Annotated in this window: 22 protein-coding genes; 7 read left to right on the top strand and 15 right to left on the bottom strand. The window is 68.2% G+C overall.

The features are described 5' to 3' along the window. The first annotated feature begins 11 nt into the window (after positions 1–11). The 6 genes from GC106_RS22700 (at position 12) to GC106_RS22675 (ending at position 5,237) form a co-directional block, all read left to right on the top strand. Positions 12–425, top strand: coding sequence for a YybH family protein (locus GC106_RS22700; protein ID WP_173134135.1), 414 nt, complete (start codon positions 12–14; stop codon positions 423–425). Between the two features lie 30 nt (positions 426–455). Then, on the top strand, positions 456–1,673 hold the full coding sequence (locus tag GC106_RS22695; protein ID WP_173134133.1) for an MFS transporter: 1,218 nt from the start codon (positions 456–458) through the stop codon (positions 1,671–1,673). Positions 1,674–1,718: 45 nt separating this feature from the next. Continuing rightward, positions 1,719–2,963: an acyl-CoA dehydrogenase family protein gene (locus GC106_RS22690; protein ID WP_312872789.1), complete on the top strand. Its 1,245-nt coding sequence runs from the start codon at positions 1,719–1,721 to the stop codon at positions 2,961–2,963. Between the two features lie 13 nt (positions 2,964–2,976). Continuing rightward, entirely contained in the window at positions 2,977–3,813 is an 837-nt protein-coding gene (locus GC106_RS22685) for an aldo/keto reductase (RefSeq protein ID WP_173134131.1), read from the top strand. 10 nt (positions 3,814–3,823) lie between these two features. After that, complete coding sequence (locus GC106_RS22680) at positions 3,824–4,252, top strand: ester cyclase (protein WP_173134129.1); 429 nt, start codon at positions 3,824–3,826, stop codon at positions 4,250–4,252. Between the two features lie 85 nt (positions 4,253–4,337). Then, complete coding sequence (locus tag GC106_RS22675) at positions 4,338–5,237, top strand: glutathione S-transferase family protein (RefSeq protein WP_173134127.1); 900 nt, start codon at positions 4,338–4,340, stop codon at positions 5,235–5,237. A gap of 18 nt (positions 5,238–5,255) precedes the next feature. Here the strand turns inward: GC106_RS22675 and GC106_RS22670 are convergent, their stop codons facing one another. The 15 genes from GC106_RS22670 to GC106_RS22600 form a co-directional block, all read right to left on the bottom strand. Further along, a complete protein-coding gene (locus tag GC106_RS22670; RefSeq protein ID WP_312872788.1) occupies positions 5,256–6,455 on the bottom strand; it encodes an acyl-CoA dehydrogenase family protein in 1,200 nt (399 codons plus the stop codon). Positions 6,456–6,585: 130 nt separating this feature from the next. Continuing rightward, positions 6,586–8,016 carry a class II 3-deoxy-7-phosphoheptulonate synthase gene (locus GC106_RS22665; RefSeq protein WP_246366587.1) on the bottom strand — a complete coding sequence of 477 codons (1,431 nt, stop codon included), beginning with the start codon at positions 8,014–8,016 and terminating at the stop codon, positions 6,586–6,588. Further along, positions 8,007–8,765: a tryptophan synthase subunit alpha gene (trpA, locus tag GC106_RS22660; protein ID WP_173134124.1), complete on the bottom strand. Its 759-nt coding sequence runs from the start codon at positions 8,763–8,765 to the stop codon at positions 8,007–8,009. Before trpA ends, GC106_RS22665 begins: the two co-directional genes overlap by 10 nt. Next, complete coding sequence (gene trpB, locus GC106_RS22655) at positions 8,762–9,964, bottom strand: tryptophan synthase subunit beta (protein ID WP_173134121.1); 1,203 nt, start codon at positions 9,962–9,964, stop codon at positions 8,762–8,764. The genes trpA and trpB overlap by 4 nt, the downstream gene beginning before the upstream one ends. Then, entirely contained in the window at positions 9,961–10,764 is an 804-nt protein-coding gene (gene trpC / locus GC106_RS22650) for an indole-3-glycerol phosphate synthase TrpC (RefSeq protein WP_217280827.1), read from the bottom strand. The genes trpB and trpC overlap by 4 nt, the downstream gene beginning before the upstream one ends. Next, positions 10,761–11,783, bottom strand: a complete 1,023-nt coding sequence (gene trpD, locus GC106_RS22645) for an anthranilate phosphoribosyltransferase (protein WP_173134118.1) — start codon at positions 11,781–11,783, stop codon at positions 10,761–10,763. Before trpD ends, trpC begins: the two co-directional genes overlap by 4 nt. A gap of 1 nt (position 11,784) precedes the next feature. Beyond that, a complete protein-coding gene (locus tag GC106_RS22640; RefSeq protein WP_173134115.1) occupies positions 11,785–12,348 on the bottom strand; it encodes an anthranilate synthase component II in 564 nt (187 codons plus the stop codon). Beyond that, positions 12,345–13,742, bottom strand: coding sequence for an anthranilate synthase component I family protein (locus GC106_RS22635; protein ID WP_173134112.1), 1,398 nt, complete (start codon positions 13,740–13,742; stop codon positions 12,345–12,347). Before GC106_RS22635 ends, GC106_RS22640 begins: the two co-directional genes overlap by 4 nt. A 32-nt stretch (positions 13,743–13,774) precedes the next feature. Further along, positions 13,775–15,103 carry a cytochrome P450 gene (locus tag GC106_RS22630; RefSeq protein ID WP_173134109.1) on the bottom strand — a complete coding sequence of 443 codons (1,329 nt, stop codon included), beginning with the start codon at positions 15,101–15,103 and terminating at the stop codon, positions 13,775–13,777. A gap of 14 nt (positions 15,104–15,117) precedes the next feature. Further along, positions 15,118–17,985, bottom strand: a complete 2,868-nt coding sequence (locus GC106_RS22625) for an aminotransferase class V-fold PLP-dependent enzyme (protein ID WP_173134106.1) — start codon at positions 17,983–17,985, stop codon at positions 15,118–15,120. A 166-nt stretch (positions 17,986–18,151) separates the two neighbouring features. Continuing rightward, positions 18,152–18,799 (bottom strand): transglutaminase-like domain-containing protein, encoded by a 648-nt coding sequence (locus GC106_RS22620; protein WP_312872787.1) that lies wholly within the window; start codon positions 18,797–18,799, stop codon positions 18,152–18,154. Beyond that, on the bottom strand, positions 18,793–19,947 hold the full coding sequence (locus GC106_RS22615; RefSeq protein ID WP_173134103.1) for an acyl-CoA dehydrogenase family protein: 1,155 nt from the start codon (positions 19,945–19,947) through the stop codon (positions 18,793–18,795). The genes GC106_RS22620 and GC106_RS22615 overlap by 7 nt, the downstream gene beginning before the upstream one ends. Before the next feature lie 67 nt (positions 19,948–20,014). Further along, positions 20,015–20,389 (bottom strand): ectoine synthase, encoded by a 375-nt coding sequence (locus GC106_RS22610; RefSeq protein ID WP_173134100.1) that lies wholly within the window; start codon positions 20,387–20,389, stop codon positions 20,015–20,017. A gap of 67 nt (positions 20,390–20,456) precedes the next feature. Continuing rightward, positions 20,457–20,711, bottom strand: a complete 255-nt coding sequence (locus tag GC106_RS22605; RefSeq protein WP_173134097.1) for a phosphopantetheine-binding protein — start codon at positions 20,709–20,711, stop codon at positions 20,457–20,459. 1 nt (position 20,712) lies between these two features. Further along, the gene (locus GC106_RS22600) at positions 20,713–22,170 is read right to left on the bottom strand and encodes an AMP-binding protein (RefSeq protein WP_173134094.1); all 1,458 of its coding nucleotides are present in this window, start codon (positions 22,168–22,170) and stop codon (positions 20,713–20,715) included. A 344-nt stretch (positions 22,171–22,514) separates the two neighbouring features. Here GC106_RS22600 and GC106_RS22595 point away from each other — a divergent pair, with 344 nt between their 5' ends. Then, a complete protein-coding gene (locus GC106_RS22595; protein WP_173134091.1) occupies positions 22,515–23,879 on the top strand; it encodes a TrpB-like pyridoxal phosphate-dependent enzyme in 1,365 nt (454 codons plus the stop codon).

The raw sequence follows: 23,879 nt of genomic DNA, 5'->3' as shown, positions 1-23,879 counted from the left end.
GATTCCCTGAGATGACCAACACCCTTCCGCACGTGGAGCTGGCCACCGACCCGGCCGGCCACACCGAGGTCTTCGTGCAGGCCTTCAACTCCGGTGACATCGAGCGGGTGCGCCAGCTGTTCGACCCGAAGGCGGTGTTCGTGCCGGAGCCGGGCAAGCCCGTCACCGGTGAGGAGATCATCAGCCGCACCAAGGAGTTCCTCGACGGCGGCCTGCCGCTGTCGGCCACCACCCGGCACGTCTACGACACCGGTGACGGTATCGCGCTGCTGATCGTCGACTGGGTGATCGAAGGCACCACGCCGGACGGCGAGCACGTCCGCACCGTGGGCACCGGGACCGACGTCGTCCGGCGTGGCCCGGACGGCAAGTGGCGTTACCTCGTCGACAGCCCGTTCGGGACCGCCCGGGCGGACGCCGAATAACCGTCTCACTACGCACTGGAGAGAGCTGAAATGCCCGTCGCACTGCTGGCACTGGCGCTTGCCGTCTTCGCCATGGGCACCGCGGAGTTCGTGATCGCGGGCTTGTTGCCGGACATCGCGAGCGACCTGGACGTGTCGATTCCCACCGCGGGGCTGCTCGTGTCGGGGTACGCGATGGCGATCGTGATCGGCGGGCCATTATTCGTGGCCGCCGGCACGCGGTTGTCGCACAAGACACTGTTGATGCTCTCCTCAGTGCTGTTCGTCGCGGGCAACCTGATCGCGGCGATCGCTCCCGGTTACCTGATCCTGATGCTGGGCCGGGTGATCGGCGCGTTCGGGCAGGGGGCGTTCCTCGCGATCGGGTCCGTGGTCGCGGCGGACCTCGTCGCGGCGGGCAAACAGGCACGGGCCATCGCGTTGGTGTTCACCGGTGGCACGGTGGCCAATGTGGTCGGTGCGCCACTGGGCACCCTGATCGGCCAGAACATGGGGTGGCGGGCGACCTTCTGGATCATCACCGCGGTCGGGCTGGCGAGTGCGCTCGGCGTGCTCGCGCTGGTGCCCAAGCGGCCGAGGGCGCGCAACTCCGGCCTGCGTGGTGAACTGGCCGCGTTCAAGCATGTTCACGTGTGGCTGACGCTCTTCACCGGCACGCTGGGGATCGGCGCGCTGTTCGCGTCGTTCAGCTACGTGGCCCCGTTGCTGACCGACGTCAGCGGTTACTCGCCCGGCACACTGACGCCGTTGCTCGCCCTGTTCGGTGTCGGCCTTGTCATCGGCAACCTGCTGGGCGGGTGGGGATCAGACCGCGCCCAGCTGCCGACCTTGCACGTCGCGTTCGCGACGCTCGCGGTCTCGCTCGCCGCGTTCGCGGTGTTCGCCGAGAACCAGGTGGCCGCGGCGATCGCGTTGACAGTCATGGGCGGCGCCGGGTTCGCGCTCGTGCCCGCGTTCATGTCCCGGCTGATCGCCAAGGCCGACGGGGCGCCGATGCTGGCGGCCGCGGTCGGCGGATCGGCCATCAACCTCGGCATCTCGGCCGGAGCCTATGTCGGCGGCCTGACCATCGGCACCGCACTGGGCTTCACCGGGCCACCCACGGTGGGCGCCCTGATGGCGACCGCCGGACTCGGCGTGGTGATGGTGTCCGGGGTGCTCGAAGTCCGGGCGAGGCGGCGCCGACAGGCGGCCGGCGCCGTCCACACCGGACAGCAGGACCCGGTCACCGTGGCGTCCGCCGACTGACCGGTTCGTTCACCGCACACCAGTTGAAACTCTCAAGGAGGTCCTGTGACCACCACCGAGCAGCCGCCCGTGCGCGGCGACTCCGGTTCGCCGCCGGAGTGGGCCCTGGCGCCCTTACCGACCACGCCGGAGGGGTGGGATGAGCGGTCTCGTCAGGTGGGCAGGCTGCTGCTCGCCGACGGCGCGGCCCGCGACCGGGCGGCCAAGACGCCGTACGACGAGATCCAGCTGCTGAAGGACGCGGGTCTGGTCAACATTCTCGCGCCCGCCCACACCGGGGGCGGCGGGATGGAGTGGCCGACCGCGTACCGGGTCGTGCGTGGTGTCGCGTCGGGCGACGGGTCGATCGGACAGCTGATCGGCGACCACTTCCTGTGGGCGTGGCTGCCGCGCATCATGGGCACGCCGGAGCAGGTCGTGCCGTTCGAGGCCGCCGGGGGCGCCAACCGGTACTTCTACGGCTGCGCGCTCAACCCGCGGTTCCGGGACATCGTGGTCCGTGACGAGGGCGACCACCTGGTGTTCAACGGCCGCAAGACGTTCTGCACCGGCGTGAAGGTGTCCGACTACAGCGTGATCGAGGGCCTGCTGGAGGGCACGGAGGACACCTACATCCTGGCGTACGTCCCGATCGACCAGCCCGGCGTGGTGTTCCACGACGACTGGGACAACATGGGACAGCGGCTCACCGAGAGCGGCAGCGTGACGTTCAACGACATCAAGGTGCCGTGGAGCGACGCGCTGGGCTGGCGCGACAAGAAGCACTACCCGCGCGTCTACAACACCATGAACGTGCCGACCGGCCAGCTGATGTTCGCCAACATCTACGCGGGCGTGGCACGCGGCGCGCTGATCACCGCCGAGGAGTACACCCGTACCCAGGGGACGGCGTGGGGTGGTTACGAGCGGACGGTCGACGAGCCGCGGGTGCTGGACGTCATCGGCGACCTCACCACGAAACTCTGGACCCTGGAGGCGTTCCTGGACCAGGTCGCCGAGGACGGGCTGGAGATCCACCGCGATCCCGACGCGCTGACCGAGCGCAAGCGCGGTGAGTACAAGGTCCGCACCGGGGCGGCACGGGCCCGGTCGGCCGAGACCGCGCTGGAGATCACGGCACGGATCTTCGAGGTGACCGGCGCCCGGTCCACCGCCAGCAAGTACGGCTACGACCGGTTCTGGCGCAACGTGCGCACGCACAGCCTGCACCACCCGATCTACTACCACCGCCAGGAGGTCGGCAAGTACCAGCTGCTCGACCAGATCCCGAAACCCGGCCGGTATTCCTGAAAGGCGTCCAGTCATGGCAGAGGTTCCCACCCTGACGTTCAACGACGGGTCCGTGATCCCGCAGATCGGCTACGGCGTCTTCATGGTCCCGCCGGAGGAGGCGGCCCAGGTCACCACGATGGCCATCGAGACCGGCTACCGGCTGATCGACACGGCGGCGGCGTACAAGAACGAAGAAGGCGTCGGCAAGGCGGTCGCCAACAGCGGCATCCCGGCCGACGAGCTGAACGTCACCACCAAGCTGTGGAACGACGACCACGGCTACGACAGGACCATGCGGGCGTTCGACCTGAGCATGAGCAAGCTCGGCATGGAGCGGCTGGGCATCTACCTGATGCACTTCCCGCGGCCGAAGCAGAACCTGTTCGTCGAGAGCTGGAAGGCGTTCGAGAAGCTGCAGGCCGACGGCCGCGTCCGGTCGATCGGCGTGTCCAACTTCGGCATCCCGGAGCTGCGGCGGCTGTTCGACGAGTGCGACGTGGTGCCGGCGATGAACCAGATCGAACTGCACCCGATGTACCCCCAGGAGGAACTGCGCGCGTTCCACGCCGAGCACGGCATCGTCACCCAGGCGTGGAGCCCGATCGGGCGCAACCAGGGACTGCTGGAGCACCCGGTGGTGCTCGGGATTGCGGCCGGGCACGACCGGTCACCCGCGCAAGTGGTGCTGCGCTGGCACATCCAGCTCGGCATCCAGGTGATCCCCAAGTCGGTCAACCCCGACCGGATCCGGAGCAACTTCCAGATCTTCGACTTCGAGCTCAGCGACGAGGAGATGTCGCACCTGAGCAACCTCGGGACCGAGCAGCGGTGCGAACCGCGCCCGGGCACCCTTTTTGACATCTCCTGAAAGGACCCCCATGGCCGAGCACGACATCTACGCCGTCTACCAGCGGCTCATCACCGAGGCGTTCAACAAGGGCGACCTGTCGGTGGTCGACGAGATCCTGGCGCCGGACTTCCTCGAGCACGAGCACGGGGCGGAGACCGTCGGGCCGGAGCCCCTCAAGCAGGCGATCACCGGACTGCGGACGGCGTTGCCGGACGTGCACCTGGAGATCGTGTCCCACGCGGTGGCGGGGGACAAGTTGTGGTGCCGGATCCTGACCGCCGGGACGAACACCGGGCCGTTCATGCATCACGCTCCCACCGGGTTGCCGGTGAAGATCGAGACCATGGACGAGACCCGGTTCGTCGACGGGCGGATGGCCGAGCACTGGGGCGTTGTCGACAACTTCGCGATGTTCATGCAGCTCGGGCTGGTCAACGACCCGACCAAACCCGAATAAGGGCCCCGAAGAACCCTCGTGCGTGTCTCGTCCGGTTTCCGCGGACGAAACACGCACGAGGGTTTTCGTGCGAGGAGGATCAATCATGAGTGACAACGACGACATGGTCATGGTGACCCACTTCAACGCCCGGATCACCGCTGACGGTCCCTGGCCGGCCGAGCCTGGGCGTTATCGCCTTGTGGTCAACAAGGCCTGCCCGTGGGCCAGCCGATCCCTGATCGTGCGTCGGCTGATGGGGCTCGAGGACGCGATCTCGGTCGGCGTGACCGATCCGATCCAGGACGAACGCAGCTGGCGGTTCACCCTCGATCCGGACGGCCGCGATCCCGTACTGGGCATCCGGTATCTGGCCGAGGCGTACGAAGCGGTCAGGCCGGGCTACGACGGCGGTGTCAGCGTCCCGGCCATTGTGGACATCGCGTCCGGCAGGCTGGTGACCAACGACCACAACACCATCACCATCGACCTCGCCACGCAGTGGTCGAAGTACGCGCGACCGGACGCGCCCGACCTGTACCCGCAAGCGCTGCGGCCGGAGATCGACCAGGTCATCGAGGACTTGGCCGAAGACGTGAACCTCGGCGTCTACAAGGCCGGCTTCGCCACGACGCAGAAGGCGTACGACGAGGCGTACCAACGGCTGTTCGACAGGCTCGACGAGCTGGAGAACCGGTTGTCCACGCAGCGGTACCTGGTGGGGGACAGCATCACCGAGGCCGACATCCGGTTCTTCGTGACGCTTGTGCGGTTCGACGTGGTGTACCACGGCCACTTCAAATGCAACCGGAACAAGCTGACCGAGATGCCGGTGTTGTGGGCGTACGCGCGGGATCTGTTCCAGACGCCGGGGTTCGGGGACACTGTGGACTTCGACCACATCAAGGAGCACTACTACAGGGTGCACACCGACGTGAACCCGTCGGGCATTGTGGCGGGCGGGCCGGATCTGAGTGGTTGGCACAGTCCGCACGGCCGGGACTGACCGCCCCGGCCGAGCAGGTCAGGAGTACCAGCCAGGGGTCGGCACGGCGCCGAGGATCGCGTAGCGAGCGATCTCCTCGTGCTGGTAGCTGACCGGGTCGTGCAGCGTGTGCGTCCGGGCGTTGCGCCAGAAGCGGTCGAAGCCGAACGCCGAGGTCGTCGACCTCGCGCCGGTGACCTCGAAGAGCCGGGAGCCGACCTCCACGGCCACTTCCTGGGCGCGGGCCTGGACCGCCGCGGTGCGCACCTTGTACTCGCCGCGTGTCCGCGCGGTGACGCTTGACGGGTCGCGGTGCAGCGGTACGCCTTCCTCCGCGACCTTGTCGAGCAAAGCCTCGGCTGTCCAGAGCTTGGCGGTCAGATCACCGACCACGTCGATGACACGAGGTTCGTCGACCAGCTTCTCGTATCCGCCCCAGCCGCGGCCGTGTTTGTGGCTGTACTCCGCTGTTTCACGCAGCGCCTGGGACGCGATACCGAGCCAGATGCTGGCGAAGATCAGCTGGCGGACGGGGACCGTCATCGTGCTGTACGCGTTGCCGAGTGAGGTGACGGTGCGGTCCGCACGGACATGTAAGTCCTGCAGTGTCAAGGTGTCGCTCGCGGTCAACCGCTGGCCCATGCTGTCCCAGTCGTCGTGCAGGAGCAGGCCTGGCTGGTCGGTGGGGACAAAACCGACGACGTGCGTGCCGTTCAACAGTCCGCCGACCATGGTGACGTCGGAGTAGCGCACCCCTGTCGCGCAATGCTTGACACCGTTGAAGATCAGGTGGTCGCCGTCCTCGCGGATCGTGACACGTGTGTCGTCGGAGTCGAGCGCGCCCGCGAGGAACCAGTTCCCGGCTGTGGCGTCGGCTTCGAATCCGGCGGCCTGGCTGGGGGAGCCGGTCAGCCGTGGCCACGCGTACCACAGGTAGTGGTAGCCGAGCAGTTGGCCGAGCGAGCCGTCCCCGGACGCCACTTCACGGATGATCCGGTGTACCCATGGCCACTCCGCGCCTGCGCCGCCGTGTTCCACCGGGCCGAGCAGGCGGTGCAGTCCGGCCTGCTTCAGCAGTTGCACCTGCGGGTGTGCCGGGGTTCGTTCCCGGTCACGGGAGGCGTCGTTGAGCGAGTAGATGTCACGGACCTGCCTGGCGCGGTCCAGCCATCCGGGAAGGGTGCTGGGTAAGGGCTCACGGGCCCACTGCTCCTGCGCGGGCACCTGAGTGTTCGTCACGGCTTCTCCTTGGCGCAAACGGCACGACGCGGTCACGAAGATGCCGTAACGATATCTTCGTGACCGCGTCCCGCGGCGGTTCGCGCCCGCTCTCCTCCTCACTTCCGGAAGTCCACTCAGGACTTCGCGATCACCGGCCGCGGTGTTCGCGCAACAGCTCGGCGACCCGGAAGGCCAGTTCGATGGACTGGCTGGCGTTCAGCCGGGGGTCGCACGCGGTCTCGTACCGGGTGCAGAGGTGGGTGTCCAGGATTTCCTCGGCCCCACCGAGGCATTCCGTCACGTTGTCGCCGGTGAGTTCGAGATGGATGCCGCCTGGGTGCACTCCTTCCTGCTTGTGTGCGGCGAAGAAGCCGACGATCTCGCGGGTGATGTCGCTCAACCGCCTGGTCTTGTAGCCGCTCTGGGACACGAACGTGTTGCCGTGCATCGGATCGCACGCCCACACCACCGAGCGGCCGGTGGAACGCACCGCGCGCAGCAGCGGCGGCAGCAGGTCGGTCACCTGGTCGGCGCCCATCCGCGAGATGAGCACCAGCCGGCCCGGCACGTGGTCCGGGTCGAGTCGTTCGACCAGGTCACGCAGTCCGCCCGGCGTGGTGGTCGGACCGACCTTCAGCCCGATCGGGTTGGCGATCCCGGACAGGAACTCCACGTGCGCGCCGTCGAGCTGCCGGGTCCGGTCACCGATCCACACCATGTGCGCGCTGGTGTCGAACCAGGCGCCGGTCTTCTTGTCGTACCGGGTCAACGCCTGCTCGTACTGGGGCAGCAGTGCCTCGTGCGAGGTGTAGAAGTGCACCTGCCGCAACGACTCCTTGCCGTTCATGCCGCACGCCTGCATGAACCGCAGTGCCCATGTGATGTTGTCGGCCACCTGCTCGTAGTGCTGCCCGGCCGGGCTGCGGCGGACGAACTCGGTGTTCCACGCGTGCACCTGCTCGAGGTCGGCGAAGCCCTCCTTGGTCAAGGCACGCAACACGTTCAGCGTCGCGGACGAGTGGTGGTACGCGCGCATCAACCGGTCGACGTCCGGGCGGCGGGCCTCTTCGGTCGGCTCGGGGCCGTTGACGATGTCGCCGCGGTAGGCGGGCAACTCGACGCCGTCGATGACCTCGGTGGGCTTGCTGCGTGGCTTGGCGAACTGGCCGGCGATCCGGCCGACCTTGACCACCGGCAGTCCCGAGCCGTAGGTCAGCAGGATCGCCAGCTGCAGGATCACCCGCAGCTTGCTGCGCACGCCGTGCTCGGTGCACGACGTGAACCGCTCGGCGCAGTCACCGGCCTGCAACAGGAAGGCGTTGCCTTCCGCCGCGGCGGCCAGCGACTGCTGCAGGGTGCCGATCTCGTCGGGCAGCACCAGCGGCGGCTGCAGGGCGATCTCCTCGGCGACCCGCTGGACGTGGTGCGGGTCCGGCCAGTCGGGCTGCTGCGCGATGGGCCGGGCACGCCAGGAGTCGGGGTGCCAGGTGGCGGGCGGCAGGTGCGTCCGCGGCGTGGCCGACGTCTCGGGCAGGACGGGGATGCCCAGCCGGTGTGGCTGGATGTCGATCATTTGCATGCTGACAGCAGCTCCCTCACAAGCGGGCCGGGATCCCGTCCGGCGTCCAGTTCGTTGACGATCGCGCTGCCGACGATCGCGGCGTCGGCGTGCTCCCGCAGCAGCGAGACCTGCTCGGCACTGGAGATGCCGAAGCCCGCTGCGACGGGAAGGTCGGTGTGCGACCGGACCTTGGCGAGCAGTCCGTGCACGTCGGGATGCAGTGCCGAACGGCTGCCGGTGATCCCGGTGACCGTCACGCAGTACACAAAACCGGTCGACGCGGTGGCCGCGGCCACGATCCGCTCGTCCGGGCTCGTGGGAGCCACCAGGAACACGGTGTCCAGGCCGGCGGCCGTGATCGTCCGCGCGATGTCGGCGGACTCCTCGACCGGCACGTCCGGGATGATCACCCCGGCGACGCCCGCCTCGGCGGCGTCACGGGCGAACCGCTCCGGGCCGTAGGCCAGGACCGGGTTGACGTACGTCATCAGGATCACGGGTGCCGCCTGCTCGGCCGCGATGTCCGCGGCGACCTCCAGGCAGCCCTCGGTCGTGGTGCCCGCGTCGAGGGCACGCTGCCCCGCGCGCTGGATCACCGGTCCGTCGGCCAGCGGGTCGCTGTACGGGATGCCCAGCTCGATCGCGGCGATCCCGGTGTTGACCAGCTTGCGGCCGACCTCGCGGGTGGTGTCCAGGTCCGGGTGGCCGGCCATCAGGTAGGGGATGAGGGACAGACCGTCTTGCTTCAACCTTGCAGCCAGAGTCATTCCGGGTCTCCGATCACCGGCATGTCGGTGGGGGACACCGACTCGATGGTGTGCATGTCCTTGTCGCCGCGGCCGGAGAAGCACAGCAGGATGCGTGCTCCCGGGCCCATCTCACGGGCGAGCTCGCCGACGTGGTGCAGGGCGTGCGACGTCTCCAGCGCGGGCATGATGCCTTCGAGGCGGGTGCACAGCTTGAACGCGGCGACCGCCTCGTCGTCGTTGACGGCCACATAGGACGCCCGGCCCAGCTCGGCCAGCATCGCGTGCTCCGGGCCGACGCCGGGGTAGTCCAGACCCGCGGCGATCGAGTGCGTCGGCAGCACCTGGCCGTGCCGGTCCTGCAGGATGTAGCTGAAGCTGCCGTGCAGGACGCCGGCCTGGCCGCCGACCGCCGCCGCGGCGTGCTGCCCGCTCGCGACGCCGTGCCCGCCCGCCTCGACACCGACCAGTTCCACGCCGGGGTCGTCGACGAACCCGGCGAACATGCCGATCGAGTTCGACCCGCCGCCGACACACGCGACCACCGTGTCCGGCAACGTGTTCTCCGCGGCCAGATACTGCGCGCGGGCCTCGTCACCGATCACGCGCTGCAACTCGCGGACCATCTCCGGGTACGGAGCCGGTCCGACGACCGAGCCGATGATGTAGTGCGTGTCGCGGACGTTGGTGACCCAGTCACGGATCGCCTCGGACGTGGCGTCCTTCAGCGTGGCCGTGCCGCTGGTCACCGGCCGGACCTCGGCGCCGAGCATCCGCATCCGCCGGACGTTGACCTCCTGGCGGCGCATGTCCTCCGCGCCCATGTAGACGGTGCACGGCAGCCCGAACCGGGCACATACGGTCGCGGTGGCCACGCCGTGCTGACCGGCGCCGGTCTCGGCGATGATCCGCTTCTTGCCCATCCGGCGAGCCAGCACCGCCTGGCCGAGCGCGTTGTTCAGCTTGTGCGCGCCGGTGTGACAGAGGTCCTCACGCTTGAAGTGGATGGTCGCGCCACCGAAGTGCTCGGTCAGCCGCTCGGCGTGGTACAGCGGCGTCGGCCTGCCGATGAACGTCGCCTGCCGGGCCCGCAGCTCACCGAGGAAGCCCTCGTCCTCGCGCAGATCCAGCCACACGGTCTGCAGTTCGTCGAGTGCGGCCATCAGCGTCTCCGGGACGTAACGCCCGCCGAAACGGCCGAACCTGGTGCGGTCGCTCATGCCTGCCTCAGCTCCCTGACTTTCCCCTCGGGGTCGGCGGCCTTCATCAGGACCTCGCCGACGAGTACCGCCGCGGCGCCCGCCTCGTACAGCGCGGCCGCGTCCTGTCTGGTGTTGATCCCGCTCTCACCGACGAGCAGGCGCCCGGAACCGACCCGGTCGCGCAGCCGCGCGGTGAGTGTCATGTCGATCCGGAAGTCCCGCAGATCCCGGTGGTTCACGCCGATCACGGTCGCGCCCGCGTCGAGCGCGATGTCGACCTCGTCGGCGTCGTGCACCTCGACCAGCGCCTCCATGCCGAGGCCTCTGGTGTAGCCGAGCAGTTCGGCCAGCCGGTGCGGCGTCAGCGAGGCGACGATCAGCAGCAGCGCGTCCGCGCCCAGCGCCCGGGCTTCGAGGATCTGGTATTCGTCGTCGATGAAGTCCTTGCGCAGCACCGGGATGCCGCCCTCGGCGCGGGCGACGGGCAGGTGCTCGGGGCTGCCGCCGAAGCCGTCCTCGTGGGTCAGCACCGAGATCGCGGCCGCACCGCCCCTGCGGTAGGCGCGGGCCCGCTCAGCCGGACGGTAGTCGTCGGTCAGCGGCCCTTTCGACGGGCTGCGTGGCTTCATCTCGGCGATGACGCTCAGCCCCGGTTCGCTCAGCGCGGCGACGAAGTCCCGTGGCGGCTCCGCCTTCGCGGCCAGTTCGGCCACTTCGGACAGTGGACGCACGCTCCTGCGCCGTGCGGTCTGCTCGTTGGCGGTCTGGATCAGCCTGGTCAGCATCGTCGGCCGGAGGCCGTTGTCGGACAAGGTCATGACGGCACCGCCACTCGGTTCTGCGACACCGCGACCCACTTGTCGAGCAACGCCGTCACGGCACCGCTGTCGATCGCACGGGCGGCCTGCCCGAGACCGTCGTGCCAGTCCTTGGCGTGCCCGGTGATCCGCAACGCCGCCGCGGCGTTGAGCAGCACGATGTCGCGGCCCGGACCCGGCTCACCGGCGAAGATCCGGCGGATGATGTCCGCGTTCACCGCACGGTCACCCCCGGCGAGGTCGGCGACCGAGGCCTTCGGCAGGCCGAGGCCGGCCGGGTCGAACCGGTACGCCCGGCGCTCGCCGTCGATCACTTCGACCACTGTGGACGGTGCGCCGATGCTCAGCTCGTCCAGGCCGTCCTCGGAGTGGAACACCAGTGCCCGGGTGACGCCCAGCCGGGCGAGCACCTCGGCCATCGGAGCGACCAGGTCGGCGTTGGGCACGCCGAGCGCCTGGTACTGGGCACGAGCGGGGTTGCACAACGGGCCCAGCAGGTTGAACACCGTGCGGATGCCCAGCTCCTTGCGCGGCCCGGAGGCGTGCCGGAACGCGGGGTGGAACACCGGCGCGAACAGGAACGTGATGCCCGTCTCGGCGAGGCACCGGGCCGCGTCCTCAGGCGTGAGGTCGATCCGCACGCCGAGCTCCTCCAGCACGTCGGCGCTGCCGCAGCCGGACGAGGCGCTGCGGTTGCCGTGCTTGGCCACCTTGACGCCACAGGCCGCCGCGACAATGGCGGACGCGGTGGAGATGTTGAACGTGTTCAGGCCGTCGCCGCCGGTCCCGCAGGTGTCCAGCACGTCGGAGCCGAACGGCACCGGCCTGGCCAGCTGGCGGGCCGCCTTGGCCATGCCCACGATCTCGTCGACGGTCTCACCGCGCATCGTCAGCGCCATCGCGAACCCGGCGATCCGCGCGGGCCCCGCGGCGCCGCACATGATCGTGCGCATCGCCAGCGCGGCGTCCGACTCGCTCAGGGTCTCCCCTCGGGACACCCGCTTGATCAGGTCAATCATCTCAGTACTCCAGGAAGTTCGCGATCAGTTGCTTGCCTTCCGTGCTGAGCACCGACTCCGGGTGGAACTGCACGCCGAACGTCGGGTGGTCGCGGTGCCGCAGACCCATCACCAGGCCGTCCACCCAGGCGTTGGGCACGAGCTCCGGCGGGAACGACGCCGGGTCGACCACCAGCGAGTGGTACCGGGTCGCGGTGAACGGGTCCGGGAGTCCGGAAAGGACACCGGTGTTGTCGTGGGTGATCCGCGCGGTCTTGCCGTGCACCGGCGAGGTCCGGACGACGTCCGCGCCGAACGCGGCGCCGATGCTCTGGTGCCCGAGGCACACGCCCAGGATCGGCAGCCGCCCGCTGAGCCGCCGGACCGCCTCGATCGAGATCCCCGCTTCGGCGGGAGTGCACGGACCTGGTGAGATCACCAGGAGGTCGTGCCGGGCCAGCACGTCGACCGAGGTCTCGTCGTTGCGGAAGACCCGCGGGTCGGCGCCGAGCTCGGCGAGGTAGTGCACGAGGTTGTAGGTGAACGAGTCGTAGTTGTCGATGACAGCGACCGTGGGCCTGCTCATCGGACCGCCTCCGCCTGCCGGACGGCGGTGAACATGGCCCGGGCCTTGTGCAGCGTCTCCTGGTACTCGGCGGTCGCGTCGGAGTCGGCGACCACACCCGCACCGGACTGGACGTGCACCTTGCCGTCGGCGACGACCATGGTGCGCAACGCGATCGCCAGATCGGCCGCGCCGTCGTAGCCGACGAAACCGAGGGCGCCGCCGTACACGCCCCGTCGTTCCGGCTCGAGTTCGGCGATGATCTCCATCGCCCTGATCTTGGGTGCGCCGCTGAGCGTGCCCGCGGGGAACGTGGAGCGCAACGCGTCCAGCCCGTCCGCGTTGCCGGCCAGCTCACCGGCCACAGTGGACGAAATGTGCATCACGTGCGAGAAGCGCTCGATCTCCATCAGCTTCTCCACCCGCACGCTGCCCGGCGCCGCGACCCGGCCGAGGTCGTGCCTGCCCAGGTCGACGAGCATGACGTGCTCCGCGCACTCCTTCTCGTCGGCCAGCAGCTCGCGCTCCAGCGCCAGGTCGGCGTCGATGTCCTTGCCGCGCGCCCGGGTCCCGGCCAACGGCCGGGTCTCGATGCGCTTGCCGGTCGCCTTCACCAGCAGTTCGGGCGAGCAGCCGACGATGTGCCGCCCGCCGCCGAGGCTCAGGTGGTACATGTACGGCGACGGGTTGACCGCCCGCAGGTGCCGGTACAGGTCCAGCGGATCCGCGGTCAGCTGCTTGGTGAACCGTTGCGACAACACGATTTGGAAAGCGTCGCCCGCGGCGATGTACTCACGGGCCCGCTCGACCCGTGCTTCGAACTCCTCCTGCGTGACGTTCGACCGCCAGCCGTCCAGCAGGTCGCCCTGCGCGGGGCAGAGTGACACGACCGGACGCTGCGGCACCGGATTCGCCAGCCGCTCCCGCATCCGCGCCACCCGGTCCAGGGCGTCCTGATAGGACTCCTGGGCCGGCCGGTGCACGGTCAGCAGGATCAGCCTGCGGGTGGCGTGGTCGAAGACGGCGAGGTCCTCGACGCTGAGGAACGCCGCCTCCGGCAGGCCGGGCGCCGGGCCCTCGGCCTCGGGCAGCCGCTCGAAGTGCCGAGCGGTCTCCCAGCCGAGGTACCCGACCGCGCCACCGAGGAACGGCGGCAGTCCCGGGACCGGGGCGATCCGCTGCGCCGCGAGCGATCGCAGCGTGGTGAGCGGGTCGCCGGCCGGCAGGGTCAGCGGGACCGGACGATGCCCGATGTACGAGTACCGCCCGACGTCCCCGGTCACCGGCACGCTTTCCAGCAGGAAGCCGGGCTCGTCGGGTCCGCAGAGCCGCTCGAACACCGTCACCGGCGTCATCGTGTCGGCAAGGAATTCCTCGTAAACGGGCACGAGTGGGTACTCGGGACATTCGCGCATGATGGACCGATCCTCGGATCGTGATGATGAGATTACCGGGAAATCGTGATGACCGCGTGGTCTTCGGGACCCATGAAGATGCCCTGTTGCCTCGCGGGCGGAACGGGTGTTTCGTTCTGCCCCAAGTCTAGGCCCGCGACGGCCATGGCCAGTATCATCTTCATCTCAGCCCGGGCGTAGCCGCGGCCGACGCAGGTGCGTTGCCCGCCACCGAAAGCGCCGAACACGTAGGGGTCGACCGGAGCGCCGACGAACCGCTCGGGCAGGAACTCCTCGGGGTTGTCGTACACCTCGGGACTGCGCTGGGAAAGGTACGCGCAGTGCACGAGAATCGACCCGGCCGGGATGAGGTAGTCGTCGATCCGCAACGGTTCCTTGAGCAGCCGGACGCCGTTGAGCGCGGAAACCGGGTGCAGCCGCAGGGTTTCGGAGATCGTCGCGTCCAGGTAGTCCAGGTCGCCGAACTCGTCACGTGACAACGGCCTGTTCCTGAACCGGTCGCCCACCTCGGCCCGGAGCCGGGCGAGCACCTCGGGCCGGCGGGTGATCTCGGCGAACACCCACGACAAGGTGTTGGCGGTCGTGGAGAACCCGGTGTACAGCAGGCTGAACACCTCGTCGCGGACGACCTCGTCGGTGAGCGACTCGTCGCCCTCGGCCGCGTGCCGCAGCAGGGAGGCGAAGACGTCGTCCACACCCAGCTCGTCGGACTTGGCCAGATGACCGGGAATCCGGTCCGCCACGAAGCCGCGGATGATCTTGTCGGCCGCGATCACCTCGTCCACCGTGTACTTGGCGTTCTCGGTGCGCGGCAACAACTCGCACAGCTCGGCCTTGTCGGCCTCGGAGAAGTTGCCGCACACCACCTCGACGATCACCTCGGCCGTGAGCTTCTGCAGCTCCTCGAAGACCGGGAACGGCGTGTCACGCGGCCAGAGCGCGAAGTGCCGGTCCACCGCCTGCTGGATGATCGCGATGTAGTCCTTGCCGCCGCTGAACGCCGGGTGCAGCTGCGCGCGGCGCCTGCGGTGGGCCTTGCCGTCGATGTAGCCGACCGATTCCTCCATGGTGCCGAAGAACACCTGGTTGGCCTCGGCGCCACTGGTGGAGCGCACGGCGCTGTACATCGCACGGATCTGGTGCGGCCGGGACACGAACACCCACTTGCCGTTGGTCTCGACGTCGACGACGTCCTCGTTGCCCAGCGAGCCGAGCTCGATGGCGAAGATCGTGCCGTGTTCGGCGGCCTGCTTCTCGACGTAGCCGAACGGGTCGGCGTGGAAGGCGGCCTGTTGTTGTTCCGGTGCCGCGGCGGAGATCGGCGGCAGCCGGTCCGATGTCGTTGGTGTCACGGGAGACATGTCGGGCTTCCTTGTCAGAGCTTGTCGAGGGACCACTGGACGTCTTCCAGGAGCTGGTCGATGACGATCTTGTCGGTCTGGTGGTGCAGGATGCACGACCGGACGACGACGCCCTCCTCAGGCAGAGTGGTGGTGGACAGGTAGACGTTGCCGCGCGAGTTGATCAGCTCGGCCAGCCGCTCGTTGCGGCGTGCCTGGTCGGCCAGGTTGTCCGACCGGACACCGAACCCGACCGTCGGCAGGTGCGGCTTGCCGCGCTCGACGAGCGTGATGTCGTTGAAGTGCCTGAGCCGGTCGGCCAGGTCGTCGGCCAGGTCGAGCTTCTCGTCCAGGCACCGTTCGAACGCCTTGATGCCGTGCAGCTTGATCGGCAGCCACGCGGTCAGCCCACGGGCCTCCCGGGTGAGTTCCGGGCCGTAGTTGCAGAAGTCGACGTACGCGTCGTCAGTGGACAGTTCCGGCACGTAGGCCGCGCCACCGATCTCGAACGCCACCTTCAGCTGCGACTGGTCCTTGACCAGCAGCCCGGAGATGCCGTGCGGCAGGAACAGCGACTTGTGCGCGTCGACCGCGATCGAGTCGGCCAGCTCACTGCCGGCCAGCAGGACCTTGCCCCTGGCGGTGAGCCGGAAGAACCCGCCGAAGCAGGCGTCGGCGTGCAGCCAGATGCCGTAGTACGCGCAGAAGTCGGCCAGCTGGGCCAGATCGTCGACCGCGCCGGTGCTCGTCGTGCCCGCGGTGCCGACCACACAGGTCGGGATGTAACCGCGGTCGAGGTCGCGGTTCACGGCCCGCCGCAGCTCGTCCAGGTCCATTGTGTAGTCGCGGTTCACGCCGATGCTCCGGACGCGGTCACCGGGGATGCCGGCCATCCGTGCGGCCTTGGCCACGGAGAAATGTCCTTGGGAGGACACGTAGACCGTGCCGCGCTGCTGTGCGACATCACCGGCCCGGGCCAGCGCGCACCGCAATGCCATGAAGTTGGCGATCGACCCGCCCGTGGTGAGGTATCCGAAGGATCCCGTGCCGTAGCCGAGCATGGCGCAGAACCACCGGATCACGTTCGACTCGATCTGCGTGAACCCGGGGGAGGCCGCCCACGCGCCCGGGAACCGGTTGAGCGTGCGCGAGATGAACTCACCGACCGCGGCCTGGAACAGCCCGCCCGACGGGACGTGGGCCATGAACCCGGGGTGTGGGTGGATCATCCCGTTGGGCACGGCCTTGTCGAAGATCTCGGTCAGCAGCACCTCGAGATTGGTGCCGTGCTGCGGGACGTCGTCCTCGCGCAGTTCCGCGCCGATCAGGGCGCCGTCCGGGTCGTGCGCGCCGTCCGGGTGGTGCAGGTACGACGCCGGATACTTGCCGTTGGCCAGGTCCTCCTGGTACCGCAGCAACCGGTTGACAACCGTGTCGAGCAGGTAGCGCTGCTGCTCCGGAGCCAGGTCGAAGCTCAGCGACTGACCGGTCCGGACGCCGTCGCGGCTCGCCGGGAACGAGTCGAGGATCTTGGGCGCCTCGGTGTGGATGTCGAACCGGTCGCACAGCTCGTCCAGAATGGCCTTCTGCTCGTGGTGCCGCTTGATCACCTCGTTGTACGGGATGTTGGTGAACGCGACCATGTGGTAGAGCGGGACGAAGTCCCCGGGGTGGCGCAGGTGCAGCTGCTTCTCCAGCTTGTTGCGGGCGTGGAACTTGGTGTCGTCGGTGTGCGACTTCAGCTCGGCCCGCATCGCCAGCGACAGGTCGGCGATGGCGTCCCCCGGGGCCTTGCGGGCCTCGGTGAAGTCGGCCAGCGCCGCGCGGATGCCCGCCCGCAGCTCCTCGGTGGCCAGGCGCCGGTCCAGGATCTCGAAGAACGTCCGGACATCCTCGAAGCTGCAGTTGATGCCCTGGCCGTAGAACGGGACCATGGTGTGCGCCGAGTCGCCGATGAGCACCGTGCGCTCGTGGTGGTACGGGAAGCACTTGATGGTCTTGAGCCAGGACGGCGGCGCCGCCAGGATGTCCTTGGTCAGCTGCGGCAGGAACGGCACGATGTCCGGGAAGTACCGGGAGAACAGGGCTTCCACGTCCTGTTCGGTCTTCAGCTTGTCCCAGGTCGGCTGCTCGGGGTCGGCGGAGGTGAGCGGCATGAACAGCCCGGTGGTGTAGCTTCGGTCCACATTGGGCTGGGACAGCAGGACGAAGTCGCCGCGCGGCCAGACGTGCAGGCCGTGGTTCTCGCTGTCCGGACGGTGCGGGTCGCTCAGCGCCTCCAGCAGCGCGAAGCCGCCGCCCGCCGACGGCGGCATCTTCAGCTCGGCGAACCCGTCGGTGATGTACTCCTGGGAGATGCTCATCCGGGCGCCCCGGCGGGACATCTCCTGCCGCACGATGCTGTTCGCGCCGTCGCAGCCGATCAGGATGTCGCCCGTGGCCTCCCGGATACCGTAGGAACTGGTGGCGAACGTGGCCGTGGCCGCGGCGGGATCGGCGCGGATGCACTCGTGCTCGAAGAAGATCTCCGCGCCCGCCTTCTCGGCCTCGTCCATCAGCGTGTGGTGCAACAGTCCACGCGGGATGGACAACAGGTAGTGGTCTTCTTCGGTGCCGTAGCGCTGGTAGGACAACGAACCGTCGGCGTGGTGGATGACCCGTTGCGGCAGCGGAACACCGTTCTGGTGCAGGACATCGATGAGGTGCGGCTGCAGCGACTTCAAACCGCGCCGGGTCAGCGTGAGGTTGAAGGAGTGGCCCTTGCCACCGCGCAGACGGCGGAAATCGGTTCCCCGCTCGTAGAGCTCGACCTGGAAAGCGCGCCTGCGCAGTTCGATCGCGACCAAGCACGCGACTGGACCCGCACCGACGATGACCGCTTTCGGTTGGGTGTTTCCGGACATTTACGCCTCCTCCCCAATCGCGCCGTGACCGATCGCGTGGGAGACTCTCGACGAATCAGGATTTCTTGCCAGGAACTGTGCTGCGGGCACTGGTGGTGCTTGGCTTTTCAGTGCCTGACAAGAAAGTTATTCCCGGAAACTCTCGCCGATCTCTCGTCCTGCTCTCTCACACCGAGGTGGCCTGCGCCGCGAGTGACCCGGAGTCCGGCACCACCGTGCCGTTGGCGAACATACCCGGGTGGCGGGTCCGCATGAGCCCCATCAGTCTGTCATAGTCCACGTCGTCAAAGCGACCGTGCTCGGTGAGGAACTCCATTCGCTCGCCGTCGGTGAACGGGTGCAGCCGCGCGTCCGACTCGCCGTCGAACTCCAACGGCTCCATCCGGTACAGCCGGCACAGCACCTTGTTGAACACCGGTGTGACGTGCAGCCAGCGTCCGTCGAGCCGGATCGCGGTGAGCCAGTGCACGAAGGTGTCGCCGCCGACCAGTGCCTTGAGAGCGGGGGACGCCAGGTGGTTGCGGACTTCACTGACCACGAGCCGGCTCGGGATGCCGACCGAGCGCACCGCGGCGGCGTAGAGAATGGACTTGTGCACGCAGAATCCCTGTCCACGAGCGACGATCGAACTCGCGCGTAGGCCTTCCCTGGACAGATCCTGACCGCTCACCTCGTAGTCGAGGCCGTCGCGGACGGCGTAGAACAGCCGTACAGCACAATCTTTGGGTGTCGTGGCATCGCCGATCGCCTTGCCGACGAAGGCACGTACTCGTTCGTGTTCGTAGTCCAGGAACTCGGTCGGCCCGATCACCACGACTGCCCTCCGTTCTCGCCGAGTCCCATGACCGCGGCGACCTTGTTGCGCTGGATCTCCGACGTGCCGGAGTAGATGGTCCCGGCGATGGCGTCCCGCAGGCCGCGTTCGATGCCCGTCTCGGACAGGTAACCCGCGCCACCGAACACCTGCACGGCGGTCCGGGCGGTGGCCACGTTCGCCTCACTGACCACGATCTTGGTCATCGCCACCCGTGCGGTGACGTCCTCACCGGCGACCATCCTGGTTGTCGTGTCGTACAACCAGTAACGGGCGGTCTCCACGCTGATCCGCATGTCGACGATCTTGTGCGAGACGGCCTGGAACGCGCCGATCGGCTGTCCGAACTGGACCCGGCCACGGGCACGCCCGGTGCAGGCGTCCAGCCGCCGCTGCATCTGACCGACCTGGCCCGCGGCGATGAACAGGATCTCGCGCGCCATGACGTGCGACAGCAGCCAGGAACCGCCGCCGACCTGACCGACCACGTGATCGGCCGGAACGCGGACGCCGACCAGGTCCGCGGTCCCCAGTGGCGAACACCGCAGGCCCATCTTGTCCAGCGGTTCGCTCAGGGTCAGCCCGTCGGTGTCCCGGGGGACGATGAACGCGGTCAGGCCGGTGAACGTGCCGGGCACGCCGGTCAGTGCGTAGACCACGATCAGGTCGGCGATCGGGCCGTTGGAGATGAAGGCTTTGTGTCCGTTGAGGACATAGTCGTCCCCGGTGAACGCGGCACAGGTGGACATCGCCAGCGCGTCCGACCCTGCCTCCGGTTCGGTGATGGCGTGTGCGCCGATGAGCCGTCCGGCGCTGACCGCGTGCTCATAGCGTTCCCGCAGGGCGGGCGAGCCGAACCGTGCCAGCGGGACCGCGCAGCTGGCCAGCTGGGTGGCCACGCTGAACCCCAGGCTGGCGTCGTCGCTGCCGTGGCCGAGACCTTCCAGCGCCGCGGTGATCTGCGGCAGCGTCTCGTCCGACCGCCTGCGGTCCTGGGCGAACGGCAGGCCGAACAGTCCGGTCTCGGCGATCAGGTTCCATTTCCCGAAGGAGAACTCGGCGGTCCGGTCCTCTTCGGTCACCGTGGTTCCGAGCTTGTCCCCGAGCTCGGACATCCGTGCGTACCATTCCGCGGCGGGTGCGGGCATTCCTGAGTCCTTTCGCGGCTGGGAGGTGGCGACTGCCGGTCAACCACCTCCCAGCTCTGGGGTGTGGTCAGTAGCAGGAATAGCCGTCCGGGCAGAGCGAGTGCCGTTCGTGGCCGGTCAGCGGCGGGTTGAACACGCTGATCAGGTGCATGTCCTCGGAGGGCGCGGCGATCAGGGTGTGCGGGTCGTGCTGGTCGAGCGCGTATAAGATCCCCGGTTCGATCGTGTGCGTGACGCCGTCGCCGGTGACCACCTCGCCCTTCCCGGAAATGCAGTAACAGGCCTCTAAGTGCTTGCTGTACTGGAGTTTCGAGCTGGTTCCGGCACGGACCACGGTGTGGCACACGGTGAATCCCAGTCCGTCGGCGGCGACGAGCAGGCGGTAGCTGTCGCCGTTGCCCCAGTCGACGACGTTGACGGTTTCTCTGCTGCGAATGAACATGCTGGTACTCCCTTTTGGGCGTGCGATATCCACTGAGGAATTCGGAAAACGGGAAAGGAGAGTCAGATCAGGCCTGCGGCTGGAGCGCGGCGCCGACGAACTCGGTGATCGAGGTGACCGAACGGAAGTACTCGGGGCGGAGGTCGGCGGCGTCGATGTCCACATCGAACTCCGCGGCCAGGCCGCTGACCAGACGGACCAGGCTCAGGCTGCTGATCAGCCCGCTGGCGAGCAGGTCGTAGTCGTCCGGCAGGTCAGCCGGGTCGACGTCGGGGGCGAAGTTGCGGACGATCCATGCTTTGATCTCGTCGGAGCGGGGCATGTCAGATCCTTTCTGTGTAACGGCTCAGGACGGCTTTCCGGTCGACCTTGCCGGTCGACGTCTTGGGCAGCGCCTCCTCGACGATCGTGATCGTGGTCGGAATCGCCGTTCTGGCAAGGCCTTCCCTGCAGACCTCGCGCAGCTTGAGGCTGTTGAGCGAGGAGCCTTCGCGGCGGCACACCACCGCGTGCAGCACGTTGCCGGCCAGTTCGTCCGGCACGGCCACCACCGCGACCTCCCGTACGTCCGGGTGGCGCTGGATGACGTGTTCGACCTCGGCCATGTTGGTACGGGCTCCACGGACCTTCACGTGGAAGTCGGTCCGGCCCTCGAGCGTGAACACGCCATCGTCGTCGCGGTACACCACATCGCCCGTCCGGTAGAACACTGTGTTGCCGTCGGCGGGGTCACGCACGAACCGTTCGCGGGTGGCGATCGGATCGAGATACCCGTTGGCCTGGAACGGCGTGGAAACCCAGAGCTCGCCGGAACCCGATCCTTCGACGACGTCACCGTCACAGCTGATCACCTGCGTGTGCACGCCGGGCAACGGGGAACCGATCGGCAGCTTCCGTTCGGTCGTGTCGATGATCTCGTACATGGTCGAGTCGTTGGTCTCGGTACAGCCGTACACGTTGTAACGACGGGCTCTGGGGAACATCCGGACCAACTCGGGCAGGAGTTTCGGCGGTGTCGCGTCCCCGGTCAGCACCAGGTGCCGCACGCTGGGAAACCGGATCGGGCCGATGCTGAGGTCCGCCAGCAGCCGGTAGACCATCGGCACGGCCTGCACCATGGTGATCTTCTCGGTGTCGAGGGTGTGCGCGAGGTAGCTGCCGTCGGTCGCGAAGCGCGGGTCGACGAGGGTCGTCGTGGCGCCGCTGGCCAGCGTGGTCCAGACGTCCAGCAGTGACAGGTCGAAGTTGAGCGGTGCGCACGACAGCACCTGTGCGCCGGGCCGGATGTCGAACGTGCCGGCCGCCCAGCACATGAAGTTGTCAACGCCTTTGGGAGACAACGGAACGAGCTTCGGCACGCCCGTCGATCCGGAGGTGGTGAGGATCAGCAGCGAGTCGCCGGCCGATGGCACGTGATGGACCCCCACCGGCTCGGTCGTCTCGCTGAGGACCGGGCTGGGAGTGACGAGCCTGGTCACTCCGGCGGCCTTGGCCAGCATGCGAAGCGCCGCGCTGCCGAGATCGTGGGACGGCAACATGACCGTGTGCCCGGCTCGCCACAACGCGATCAGCAGGGCCACCAGTTCCGGTGACTTGCCCGCGGACACCCCGACCCGGTCGTCGCCGCGAAGACCGGCCGAAACGAGTTCCCGAGCGGCGGCATTGGCCAACGCGTCAAGATCGCGATACGTTATGGTGGCCTCCCGCCACCGGATGGCGGGAGTGTCCGGGCGGTCCGCGACCCAGGTGGCGAAACGGTCCAGGAATTGGGGAGAAGGCATGGTCTGCTCCTGCTGCGGTCCCTGCCAACCCGCTGAGCCGTAAGGGAAATCCCTGTCCTGCTGCGAGGTGGCGCTGATGCGATGTACAAACCACTCGCGTCTCGCAGTATTCGCGACTGTGGCGTGGATCACAACCAGTCGTCTTCGAGTTGACGGAGTGTGAACACGGTTGACGGCAAGGACTTGTGGCCGGAACCAGTGCGGTGTAAGAGCGCGATCCGCGCTGTCCGGACGAGTTGGTCAAGTGAGCGCGATCTGAGTTTTCCGCATTGCCGCTGCCGAGTCCCGTGAGTTCACTGGTGTCCCCGGGGCCATGTCTACGAAGCTGATGGCGGGAGAAGCACATGGGTGAGCAGATCAAGTTCCAGCTCGGCGAGGACGACATTCCCTGGACCTGGTACAACCTGGCCGCGGACCTGCCGGAGATCGCGCCGATCCTCGACCCGGCCACCGCGACACCGCTCGGCCGCGACGATCTCGCGCGCACGATGCCCGAACCCTTAGCCGACCAGGAGTTAAGCACCGAGGCGGAGTTCGCGATCCCCGAACCGGTACGGGAGATCTACCGGCAGTGGCGGCCGACACCGATGTTCCGGGCACGCAGGCTGGAGCAGGCGCTGGGCACCCCGGCGAAGATCTACTACAAGTACGAGGGCGTCGCGCCGACCGGCAGCTTCAAACCGAACTCGGCCGTGCCGCAGGTGTACTACAACAAGCTCGCCGGCCGCCAGCGGCTGGTCGTGGAGACCGGCGCCGGGCAGTGGGGCAGCGCGATCGCGTTCGCGGCCGCGTTGTTCGACATGTCCGCCAAGGTCTACATGGTCAAGGTGAGCTACCAGCAGAAGCCGTACCGGCGTTCGCTGATGGAGACGTTCGGCACGAACTGCACGCCGAGCCCCAGCACGGAGACCGCCGCGGGCCGCGCGGTCCTCGCGGAGAACCCGGACCACCCCGGCAGCCTCGGCGTCGCGAAGTCCGAAGCCCTGCAGGCGGTGTTCGCCGACGGCAAGAGCGGATACGCCCGCGGCAGTTCGCTCAACCATGTCTGTGCACATCAGACGGTCATCGGCCAGGAGGCCATCCAGCAGATGGCGCTCGCCGACGACTACCCGGACATCGTGATCGGGTGCGCGGGCGGTGGCAGCAACCTGGCCGGACTGTCGTTCCCGTTCCTGCGGGAGAAGCTGCGCGGCGGCAAGGACGTCCGGCTGATCGCGGCTGAGCCGGTGGCGTGCCCGACGCTCACCAAGGGCCGGATCGCCTACGACTACGCGGACACACGTCAACTCACGCCGCTGTTCCGGACGCACACGCTCGGCCACCGGTTCGTGCCGCCGGCCGTGCACGCGGGCGGTCTGCGCGCGCACAACATCGCGCCTCTGGTCAGCCGTGCAGTTGAGGACGGATACATGGAGGCGGTCGCGTTGCGGCAGACCGCGTGCTTCCAGGCCGGTGTGATCTTCGCTCGCTCGGAAGGCATCGTGCCCGCGCCGGAATCGACGCACGCCGTCCGTGCCGCGGTCGACGAAGCCCTGCGCTGCCGGGACGAGGGCGTCGGCAGGACGATCCTCTTCGGACTGTCCGGGCACGGCAACTTCGACATGGCGGCGTACGAGCAGTACTTCGCCGGGCGGCTGCGTGACGACACCCTGACCGACGAGGCACTGGCCAACGGCCTGGCCAGCATCCCGCAGCCGGCGACGGTCTGA

Origin of the sequence: Kibdelosporangium persicum (assembly GCF_013280595.1) — a bacterium.
In the GTDB taxonomy this organism is placed as follows: domain Bacteria; phylum Actinomycetota; class Actinomycetes; order Mycobacteriales; family Pseudonocardiaceae; genus Kibdelosporangium; species Kibdelosporangium persicum.
This window is presented reverse-complemented; position numbering and strand designations above follow the sequence as displayed.

Bases quoted from the DNA above. Each gene is read 5' to 3' on its own strand.
- trpD (WP_173134118.1), bottom strand. From the start codon at position 11,783: ATGATTGACCTGATCAAGCGGGTGTCCCGAGGGGAGACCCTGAGCGAG.
- GC106_RS22695 (WP_173134133.1), top strand. From the start codon at position 456: ATGCCCGTCGCACTGCTGGCACTGGCGCTTGCCGTCTTCGCCATGGGC.
- GC106_RS22615 (WP_173134103.1), bottom strand. From the start codon at position 19,947: ATGCCCGCACCCGCCGCGGAATGGTACGCACGGATGTCCGAGCTCGGG.
- GC106_RS22610 (WP_173134100.1), bottom strand. From the start codon at position 20,389: ATGTTCATTCGCAGCAGAGAAACCGTCAACGTCGTCGACTGGGGCAAC.
- GC106_RS22625 (WP_173134106.1), bottom strand. From the start codon at position 17,985: ATGTCCGGAAACACCCAACCGAAAGCGGTCATCGTCGGTGCGGGTCCA.
- GC106_RS22665 (WP_246366587.1), bottom strand. From the start codon at position 8,016: ATGCAAATGATCGACATCCAGCCACACCGGCTGGGCATCCCCGTCCTG.
- GC106_RS22640 (WP_173134115.1), bottom strand. From the start codon at position 12,348: ATGAGCAGGCCCACGGTCGCTGTCATCGACAACTACGACTCGTTCACC.
- GC106_RS22700 (WP_173134135.1), top strand. From the start codon at position 12: ATGACCAACACCCTTCCGCACGTGGAGCTGGCCACCGACCCGGCCGGC.
- trpA (WP_173134124.1), bottom strand. From the start codon at position 8,765: ATGACTCTGGCTGCAAGGTTGAAGCAAGACGGTCTGTCCCTCATCCCC.
- trpC (WP_217280827.1), bottom strand. From the start codon at position 10,764: ATGACCTTGTCCGACAACGGCCTCCGGCCGACGATGCTGACCAGGCTG.
- GC106_RS22685 (WP_173134131.1), top strand. From the start codon at position 2,977: ATGGCAGAGGTTCCCACCCTGACGTTCAACGACGGGTCCGTGATCCCG.
- GC106_RS22630 (WP_173134109.1), bottom strand. From the start codon at position 15,103: ATGTCTCCCGTGACACCAACGACATCGGACCGGCTGCCGCCGATCTCC.
- GC106_RS22635 (WP_173134112.1), bottom strand. From the start codon at position 13,742: ATGCGCGAATGTCCCGAGTACCCACTCGTGCCCGTTTACGAGGAATTC.
- GC106_RS22675 (WP_173134127.1), top strand. From the start codon at position 4,338: ATGAGTGACAACGACGACATGGTCATGGTGACCCACTTCAACGCCCGG.
- GC106_RS22680 (WP_173134129.1), top strand. From the start codon at position 3,824: ATGGCCGAGCACGACATCTACGCCGTCTACCAGCGGCTCATCACCGAG.
- GC106_RS22595 (WP_173134091.1), top strand. From the start codon at position 22,515: ATGGGTGAGCAGATCAAGTTCCAGCTCGGCGAGGACGACATTCCCTGG.
- GC106_RS22600 (WP_173134094.1), bottom strand. From the start codon at position 22,170: ATGCCTTCTCCCCAATTCCTGGACCGTTTCGCCACCTGGGTCGCGGAC.
- GC106_RS22605 (WP_173134097.1), bottom strand. From the start codon at position 20,711: ATGCCCCGCTCCGACGAGATCAAAGCATGGATCGTCCGCAACTTCGCC.
- trpB (WP_173134121.1), bottom strand. From the start codon at position 9,964: ATGAGCGACCGCACCAGGTTCGGCCGTTTCGGCGGGCGTTACGTCCCG.